This window comes from Variovorax sp. P4_D9 (assembly GCF_056401695.1).
This window is the reverse complement of sequence record NZ_JBFUIU010000413.1, coordinates 1-8,033: the sequence shown is the minus strand read 5'-3', so window position 1 is coordinate 8,033 and position 8,033 is coordinate 1. Positions and strand designations below refer to the sequence as shown.

General features: G+C 66.9%; 11 protein-coding genes. 3 read left to right on the top strand and 8 right to left on the bottom strand.

Translation table 11 applies throughout. The features are described 5' to 3' along the window. Positions 1-617: oxidoreductase C-terminal domain-containing protein (locus tag AC1DY5_RS33225; protein WP_478118433.1), on the top strand; the 617-nt coding region annotated here is incomplete at its 5' end. A 16-nt stretch (positions 618-633) separates the two neighbouring features. Here the strand turns inward: AC1DY5_RS33225 and AC1DY5_RS33220 are convergent. After that, positions 634-849: a hypothetical protein gene (locus tag AC1DY5_RS33220; RefSeq protein WP_478118431.1), complete on the bottom strand. Its 216-nt coding sequence runs from the start codon at positions 847-849 to the stop codon at positions 634-636. A gap of 73 nt (positions 850-922) precedes the next feature. Then, positions 923-1,246, bottom strand: coding sequence for a hypothetical protein (locus AC1DY5_RS33215; protein ID WP_478118429.1), 324 nt, complete (start codon positions 1,244-1,246; stop codon positions 923-925). A gap of 187 nt (positions 1,247-1,433) precedes the next feature. On the opposite strand from AC1DY5_RS33215, the gene AC1DY5_RS33210 reads away from it, so the two are divergent. Then, positions 1,434-1,625, top strand: coding sequence for a hypothetical protein (locus AC1DY5_RS33210; RefSeq protein WP_478118427.1), 192 nt, complete (start codon positions 1,434-1,436; stop codon positions 1,623-1,625). Between the two features lie 207 nt (positions 1,626-1,832). After that, positions 1,833-2,654, top strand: a complete 822-nt coding sequence (locus AC1DY5_RS33205) for an alpha/beta fold hydrolase (RefSeq protein WP_478118425.1) — start codon at positions 1,833-1,835, stop codon at positions 2,652-2,654. A 152-nt stretch (positions 2,655-2,806) separates the two neighbouring features. Here the strand turns inward: AC1DY5_RS33205 and AC1DY5_RS33200 are convergent, their stop codons facing one another. The 6 genes from AC1DY5_RS33200 to AC1DY5_RS33175 all read right to left on the bottom strand — a co-directional run. Beyond that, on the bottom strand, positions 2,807-3,343 hold the full coding sequence (locus tag AC1DY5_RS33200) for a response regulator transcription factor (protein ID WP_478118423.1): 537 nt from the start codon (positions 3,341-3,343) through the stop codon (positions 2,807-2,809). Continuing rightward, positions 3,333-4,637: an ATP-binding protein gene (locus tag AC1DY5_RS33195; protein WP_478118421.1), complete on the bottom strand. Its 1,305-nt coding sequence runs from the start codon at positions 4,635-4,637 to the stop codon at positions 3,333-3,335. The genes AC1DY5_RS33200 and AC1DY5_RS33195 overlap by 11 nt, the downstream gene beginning before the upstream one ends. Continuing rightward, complete coding sequence (locus AC1DY5_RS33190; RefSeq protein ID WP_478118436.1) at positions 4,621-5,325, bottom strand: SURF1 family protein; 705 nt, start codon at positions 5,323-5,325, stop codon at positions 4,621-4,623. Before AC1DY5_RS33190 ends, AC1DY5_RS33195 begins: the two co-directional genes overlap by 17 nt. 64 nt (positions 5,326-5,389) lie before the next feature. Further along, a complete protein-coding gene (cyoD, locus tag AC1DY5_RS33185) occupies positions 5,390-5,782 on the bottom strand; it encodes a cytochrome o ubiquinol oxidase subunit IV (RefSeq protein WP_478118419.1) in 393 nt (130 codons plus the stop codon). Next, positions 5,779-6,420, bottom strand: a complete 642-nt coding sequence (gene cyoC / locus AC1DY5_RS33180) for a cytochrome o ubiquinol oxidase subunit III (protein ID WP_478118418.1) — start codon at positions 6,418-6,420, stop codon at positions 5,779-5,781. The genes cyoD and cyoC overlap by 4 nt, the downstream gene beginning before the upstream one ends. Beyond that, positions 6,413-8,033: cbb3-type cytochrome c oxidase subunit I (locus tag AC1DY5_RS33175; RefSeq protein WP_478118416.1), on the bottom strand; the 1,621-nt coding region annotated here is incomplete at its 5' end. The genes AC1DY5_RS33175 and cyoC, both read right to left, overlap by 8 nt.

The window sequence follows — 8,033 nt, the reverse complement described above, 5'->3', positions numbered from 1 at the left end:
TCGGTGTGCAGGCCGGCGTGATGGAAGTCGACGGCCCGCGGCTGGCGTCCATCGAGGTCGATGGCGAGCAGCAGGCCGTCGACCTGCTGCTGCTCGGCATCGGCGCCGTGCCCGAGACGGCGCTGGCAGAGGCTGCCGGTCTGGAGTGCGCCGATGGCATCGTGGTCGACGCCTACATGCAGACCAGCGACGAGGCCGTGCTCGCGGTCGGCGATTGCACCCGCTTCCCGGACCGCCGCGCCGGCCGAGTGCTGCGGCTGGAATCGGTGCAGAACGCCAACGACCAGGCGCGCACCGCGGTCGCAACCTTGACCGGCGCCCCCAGGCCGCACGATGCGGTGCCGTGGTTCTGGTCGGACCAGGGCGCGATGCGGCTGCAGATGGCCGGCCTGGTGCCCGCGCCGGGTACGGCCGGCCACCAGACGGCGAAGCGGCCCGGGGCCAACCCGGCCGCGTTCTCGCTGCTGCACTACGTGGACGGCCAGCTGCGCTGCGTCGAATCGGTGAATGCGCCGGTCGACCACATGATGAGCCGCAAGCTGCTGGAAGCGGGCCGCAGCCCCGACCCGGCGGTCGCGGCCGATCCGGCCGTGCCGCTCAAGGCGCACTTGGCTTAAGCGACCGCGTGCGAGCTCAGGAAACGTCTGCCGAGCGGGGCGCCAAGTTCTTGCGAATCTCGGCGTCCATCATCCGGGTGCCGGCCGCCAGCGCGGCCTCGTAGGTGTCGGCGCCATACTCGGCCGCGCGCACCACCTTGTGGGGGACGCCACCGGCGTCGCATTCGAGCAGTGTCCAGAGAAAAGACCCGGGCGCCGGCTCGTCGATAACGAGTTTGATCGGATTCTTCATGCCCCCAATGGTGGACGTTCGCGAGGGCGATTTCTGTAGGCCGGCGCCTACATTACGTCGGAAGGCGCTGCGGTCAATAGCGGTAGGGATTGTCGGGACGTCGGTCGTAGCGGTTCGGCACGCCGTCGCCGTCGCGATCGCGGTCGTAGCGGTTCGGTACGCCGTCGTGGTCGCGATCGCCCCAACCGTGGCGATAGGCGCGGCGATCATCGCCCTGCGCATACCAGCCATAGGAAGGCTGCACCGGTCGCGGCACCACCACATAGCCGCGCGGCGGAGGCGGCGGCGCCGGGATCACCATCACGCGGTTGTCGTAGGGCTGGGCCTGGGCCGGGGCGGCCAGCAGGCTCAGCGACAGCAGGCCAGTGGTTCCGATGGCGACAAGGATCTTGTTCATCGCGGTCTCTCTTTCGTTATCTGGATGAAGCTTCATGCTGCGCGCCGCATGTGAAGCTGGCGTAAGGCCGGTGCGAAATCTTGTGTCGTATGGGTTCGCTTCTGTTGCTCAACGCGCTGGAGCTCGTTCACGTCGACTGCGCGTGGGACTTGTGACGAAACATGTAATGTTAGTTAAAATGTATTACATGAACACCGAAAGAGATAACTTCCACGACTGGGCCCGGGACAGGTCCGACTCGACGTCGTTCTCGGGCCTGCACCGCTCGGAATTGCACGACCTATCCAGCCACCCGCGCGTGCGCTGGAGCCGGCTGCTGTTCCTGGCCGTGCTTGCGGTGCTGCTGGGCGTCGGGTTCAAGTACCTCGTCGGGCTCTAGCCGCCGGACGCGGCCGCCGCCTTCGATGCGGAGGCCTTGCCATCCGTCCTGGCACTGCGCCATCATCCCGCTGCGCGCGTCGCGGACCTCTTCTCCAAAGGCATAGAGCCGGGTCCCCGGCGATGGGCAGACGGTATGGCGCACCTTGCCTTAGGCTCGATTCATTCACCCTTGGCGGCACCTGCCGCCTCATCGGAGAGGAAGCACATGAGCAGCATCACGACCCGGGACGGCACGCAGATCTACTACAAGGACTGGGGCAAGGGGCGCCCGGTCGTCTTCTCCCATGGCTGGCCGCTGACGGCCGACGCTTGGGATGCGCAGATGGTGTTCCTCGGCGAGCGCGGCTATCGCGTGATCGCGCACGACCGGCGTGGCCATGGCCGCTCCAGCCAGCCGTGGGACGGCAACCACATGGACGCCTACGCCGACGACCTGGCCGAACTGATGAACACGCTGGACATCCAGGACGCGGTGATGGTGGGCCATTCCACCGGCGGCGGCGAGGTGACGCGCTACATCGGACGCCACGGCACCGCGCGGGTCGGCAAGGYGGTGCTGCTGGGCGCGGTGCCGCCGCTGATGCTGAAGACCGAGGCCAATCCCGGCGGCCTGCCGATCGAGGTCTTCGACGGCATCCGCGCCGGTGTCACGGCCGACCGCTCGCAGTTCTTCAAGGACCTGACGACGCCGTTCTACGGCTACAACCGGCCGGGTGCAAAGGCCTCGCAAGGCGTGCGCGATTCGTTCTGGTTGCAGGGCATGCTGGGCGGCCACAAGGGCCTACTGGACTGCATCAAGCAGTTCTCCGAGACCGACTTCACCGAGGACCTGAAGAAGTTCGACATCCCGACCTGGATCGCCCATGGCGACGACGACCAGATCGTGCCGATCGGGGCCTCGGGCCTGTTGTCGGCCAAGCTGGTGAAAGGCGCGACCCTGAAGATCTATCCGGGGGGCTCGCACGGCCTGGCGACCACGCAGGTCGACGAATTCAACGCCGATCTGCTGGCGTTCATCGAGCGCTGAGCCGAAGAGTTTTCCCCCGGGCGCCGGGGTGCCTGTTTTGCGGGCAATGCGGTGGCAACCCGCATGGAATCTGGGCCCGTGCTCCGGCCTCCACGCACTTCGCACAGCGTTATCCACAGAAGCGCGGCACAAGTCGGCGCCGGGCGCGCGGGCTACTTGACCTGCTGCTTGACCAGCTTGCGCGCCAGCGTGCGGCGATGCATGCCGAGCCTGCGGGCCGTCTCGGAGATGTTGAAGCCGGTTTCCGCCAGGGTTTCGTGGATGCGCTCCCATTCGAGCGTCTTGATCGAGGTCGAGCGATTGGTCAGCTCGATGTCGGTGTCGCCTTCGGCGCGGCCGAAGGCGGCTTCGATGTCGTCGGTGTTGGAGGGCTTGGCCAGGTAGTGGCAGGCGCCCAACTTGATCGCCTCGACCGCCGTGGCGATGCTCGCGAAGCCGGTCAGCACGACGATCAGCATAGCCGGGTCGTGCCGGTTCAGGAGTTGAACGCAGGCCAGTCCCGAGGCCTCGCCGCTGAGCTTGAGGTCGACAACTGCGTAGCGCGGCGAACGGGTCTGGAGCAGGGTCGCGACCTCGTCGCGGTCGGCCGCCAGCAGCACCGTGTAGCCGCGCCGCTCGAACGAGCGGCCGAGCGTGCGGGCGAAGGCTGCGTCGTCTTCGACCAGCAGCAGAAGGCGTTCAGCTTCCATTTCCTTCGTCTTCCTCCTCTTCGAGAATGATCGACGCCAGCGGCAGGGTGAGGGTCACCTCGGCGCCGCCTTCGGGGCGGTTGCGTGCGCTGACCTTGCCGCCCAGCGTGCGCGCCACGTTGACGACCAGGAACAGCCCCAGCCCCCCTTCGGGTCGGCCCTTGGTCGACAGATAGGGCTTGCCGAAGTCGGCCAGCATGCCGGGGGCGAATCCGGGGCCGGCATCGGTGACTGTGAGCCGCAGGGTGTCGCCGTCGTGGGTGGCTTCGAGCCGCACCCAGTCGGGCGAGGCCTGGAGCGCATTGTCGAGCACGTTGCAGAGGGCCTGCTTCAGGGCCGAGTCGGAAACCATCGGCAGGTCGTGGCCGAAGCGATTCTCGTACTCGAAGACCAGCACCGGCCGCGTCGTGCGCCACTCTTCGGCCAGGTCGTCGAGGAAGGTGCGGACCGTGGTCTCGAGCGAGGATTCGCCGCGCGCCTCGCCGGCCGACAGCAGGATGCTGCTGAGGATCGTCTTGCAGCGCTGCACCTGGGCCTGCATTTCGATGATCTCGTCGAGCAGTTCGGGGTCGGACGTGAAATGTGGCAGGTGACGCCAGTCGCCGAGGATCACCGACACGGTGGCCAGCGGCGTGCCCAGGTCGTGCGCGGCGCCCGAGGCCAGCAGGCCCATGCGCACGATATGTTCTTCCTCGGCGGCGCGCTCCCGCAGCGCCGCCAGTCGCGCGTCGCGCGCCCGCAGGTTGCGGCTGATGCGGTTGATGAACACCACCAGCAGGGCCGCGTTGAGGCCGAAGCAGATCAGCATGCCCAGGATGTACGGGCTCAGCAGCCCGCGCCCGTGCTCGATCGGCAACTCGAGCGGGCCGCTGAAGATCGCCAGTCCGGCGAAGCAGACGCTGGTGATGCCGACGATGGTCCAGGTCGACCAGGCCTCCAGCAGCACCGCACCCAGGATCACCTGCAGCAGGTACAGGAAGACGAAGGGATTGGCGGCACCGCCGCTGAGGTAGAGCTGCGCGGTCAGCATCGCGACGTCGACCAGCAGCGCGACGAAGAGCTCGCCGTTGCTGACGTCGCGATGGATGCGCCAGCGCAGCTGGCTGGCGGCATTGAAGGCAGCCAGGAAGGCCAGCACCGCCAGCATCTGGTCGAGCGGCAGGCGGATGCCGAAACCGTAGTGCACCACCGCGATGGTCGCCACCTGGCCGACCACGGCCATCCAGCGCAGCTGGATCAGCTGCTGCATGTTCTCCAGGCCGGTGGCGTCGCCGCCTTCAGTCTCGCGCGCCATCCCGTGCCTCCTCACCGTCATTCTGCGGCCGGCGCTGCTCGCGGACGACGTACCAGGCCGCGCCGGCGACCATCAGCGCCAGCGCGTACCAGGTGAGGGCGTAGACCAGGTGGTTGTTGGGGAATGAGATGACGGTCATGCCGCCACGCGGCGGGCCCGGCGCCGAGGCGTCGGCGTCGACGAAGTAGGGCGCGACCTCGCCGAGGCCGCGCGCCTGGGCAATCGCCTGGACGTCGCGCGAATACCAGCGCTGCGCATCCGGGTCATTCTTGCGCAGCAGCGCACCATTCGGCTCGCTCATGCGCAGCAGGCCGCTCACGGTGATCGGGCCGTCGGGCTCCTGGACGCCGCGGGCGGCCGGGTCCTTCTGCGGCGGTGCGACGAAGCCGCGGTTGACCAGCAGCAGCCGGCCGTCGGCCATGCGCAGGGGCGTCAGCACCCAGTAGCCGCTGCCGAGTTCGGTAGTCGCCTGGACCAGGGTCTCGCGCTCGTGGAGGAAGGTGCCGGTGACGCCAACATGGCGGTACTCGTCGTCCGCCCGGTTGACGCCGGCCCAGCGGTCGGGCCCCGGCGCCTCGGTGGCCGGGGCATGCACACGCTGGTCGACCCGTGCGATCAGGTCCAGTTTCCAGGCCCGGCGCTCCAGCTGCCAGGTGCCGAGCGCGAAGAAGCCCGCGAAGGCCAGCATCGCGCAGGACGCCAGCGCGAGCCGCGGAAGAAGTCTCTTCACCGAAGCGCCGCGCCTGTCCGCATCAGGGCATCTTGTGCGTCTCGGGCATCAGGCCCGGCATCATGTTGTGATTCAGGTGGTACATCACCCACAGCGAGCCGCTCAGCGTGATCACGACCAGCACCACGGTGAAGATCAGGGCCAGCATGGTCCAGCCGCTCTCCGACTTGGCGTTCATGTGCAGGAAGTAGATCATGTGCACCACGATCTGCACCGCCGCGAACGCGAGCACCACCAGGGCCGTGGTGCTGCTCTTCTCGAACACATTGCCCATCACCAGCCAGAAGGGGATCGCGGTCAGGATCGCCGACAGGATGAAACMCGTCATGTAGCCCTTGAAGGTGGCGTGGGGCGCACCGTCGTGCGCATGGTCGTCATGGCCGCCGTGGTCGGCGTGTTCGTTGTGCGCACTCATGGCAACACTCCCATCAGATACACGAAGGTGAAGACGCCGATCCAGACCACGTCCAGGAAGTGCCAGAACATCGACAGGCACATCAGCCGGCGGCGGTTGTCGGCGACGAAGCCGCGCTGCCCCAGCTGCACCATCAGCACCACCAGCCAGACCAGGCCGAAGGTGACGTGCAGGCCGTGGGTGCCGACCAGCGCGAAGAAGGACGACAGGAAGGCGCTGCGCTGCGGCACCGCGCCTTCGTGGATAAAGTGCGCGAATTCGTAGAGCTCGACCGCGATGAAGCCGGCGCCGAACAGGGCAGTGACGACCAGCCAGACCAGCGTCGCCTGCATGCGCTTGCGCTGCATCTCGATCATCGCGAAACCGTAGGTGATCGAGGACAGCAGCAGGAAGGTGGTGTTGAGCGCCACCAGCCTGAGGTCGAACAGGTCGGCGCCCGAGGGACCGGCCGCGAAGCTGCGGCCCAGCACCGCGAAGGTCGCGAACAGGCAGGCGAACACCAGGCAGTCGCTCATCAGGTAGAGCCAGAACCCGAGCAGGGTGCCGTTCTCGGGGTGATGCTCGCCCTGCACGTGGAAGCGCGGGTCCGGATGGGCGCCCAGGGCGCCGGCGGGGGAAAGAACGGTGGTATCAGACATGGCCGGCGAGCAGGCGGGTACGGGCGCCTTCGGTGCGGACGACTTCCTCGGTGGGGATGTGGTAGTCGCGCTTGTAGTTGAAGGTATGAACGATCACGGCGATCAGCATGGTGGCGAAGCAGATGCCGGCCAGCAGCCACATCTGCCAGATCAGCGTGAAGCCGCAGGCCGCGGCCAGGGCGGCGATGACGAAGCCGGCGCCGGTGTTCTTCGGCATGTGGATCGGGATGAAGCCTTCGAGCGGCCGCACGTAGCCGTGCTTCTTCATGTAGGTCCAGGCGTCGTTGTCCTGCACCCGCGGCGTGAAGGCGAAGTTGTAGGCCGGCGGCGGCGAGGAGGTCGACCACTCGAGCGTGCGGCCGTCCCACGGGTCGCCGGTCAGATCGCGCAGCGAATCGCGGCGCACGTAGCTCACTACCAGCTGGATCAGAAACGAGGTGATGCCCAGCGCGATCAGCACGGCGCCGAAGGCCGCGATCTGGAACCAGATCTGGTAGGACGGATCGTCGAAGTGGCTCACGCGGCGGGTCACGCCCATCAGGCCCAGCACGTAGAGCGGCATGAAGGCGAAGTAGAAGCCCACCACCCAGAACCAGAACGAGCATTTGCCCCAGAACGGGTCGAGCTTGTAGCCGAAGGCCTTCGGGTACCAGTAGGTGATGCCGGCCAGCAGGCCGAACAGCACGCCGCCGATGATCACGTTGTGGAAGTGGGCGATCAGGAACAGGCTGTTGTGCAGCACGAAGTCGGCCGGGGGCACCGCCAGCAGCACGCCGGTCATGCCGCCGATCACGAAGGTGATCATGAAGGCGATGGTCCACATCATCGGCAGCTCGAAGCGGATGCGGCCCTTGTACATCGTGAACAGCCAGTTGAAGATCTTCGCGCCGGTCGGGATCGAGATGATCATCGTCGTGATGCCGAAGAACGAATTGACGCTGGCGCCCGAGCCCATCGTGAAGAAGTGGTGCAGCCACACGAGGTACGAGAGGATGGTGATCACCAGCGTGGCGTAGACCATCGAGGTGTAGCCGAACAGCCGCTTGCCGCAGAACGTGGCGACCACTTCGGAGAACACGCCGAAGGCCGGCAGGACCAGGATGTAGACCTCGGGGTGGCCCCAGATCCAGATCAGGTTCACGTACATCATGGCGTTGCCGCCGAAGTCGTTCGTGAAGAAGTTGGTGCCGACGTAGCGGTCGAGCGACAGCAGGGCCAGCACGGCGGTCAGCACCGGGAAGGCGGCGACGATCAGGATGTTGGTGCAGAGCGCGGTCCAGGTGAACACCGGCATCTTCATCAGCGTCATGCCCGGGGCGCGCATCTTGACGATGGTCGCGATCAGGTTGATGCCCGAGAGCAAGGTGCCGACCCCCGCGACCTGCAAGGACCATATGTAGTAGTCGACCCCGACGTCGGGGCTGAACTCCAGCCCCGACAGCGGCGGATAGGCGAGCCAGCCGGTGCGCGCGAACTCGCCGACGAACAGCGAGGCCATCACCAGCCCGGCGCCAAAGGTGGTCATCCAGAAGCTGAAGTTGTTCAGGAACGGGAAGGCGACGTCGCGGGCGCCGATCTGCAGCGGCACCACGAAGTTCATGAGGCCCGTAACC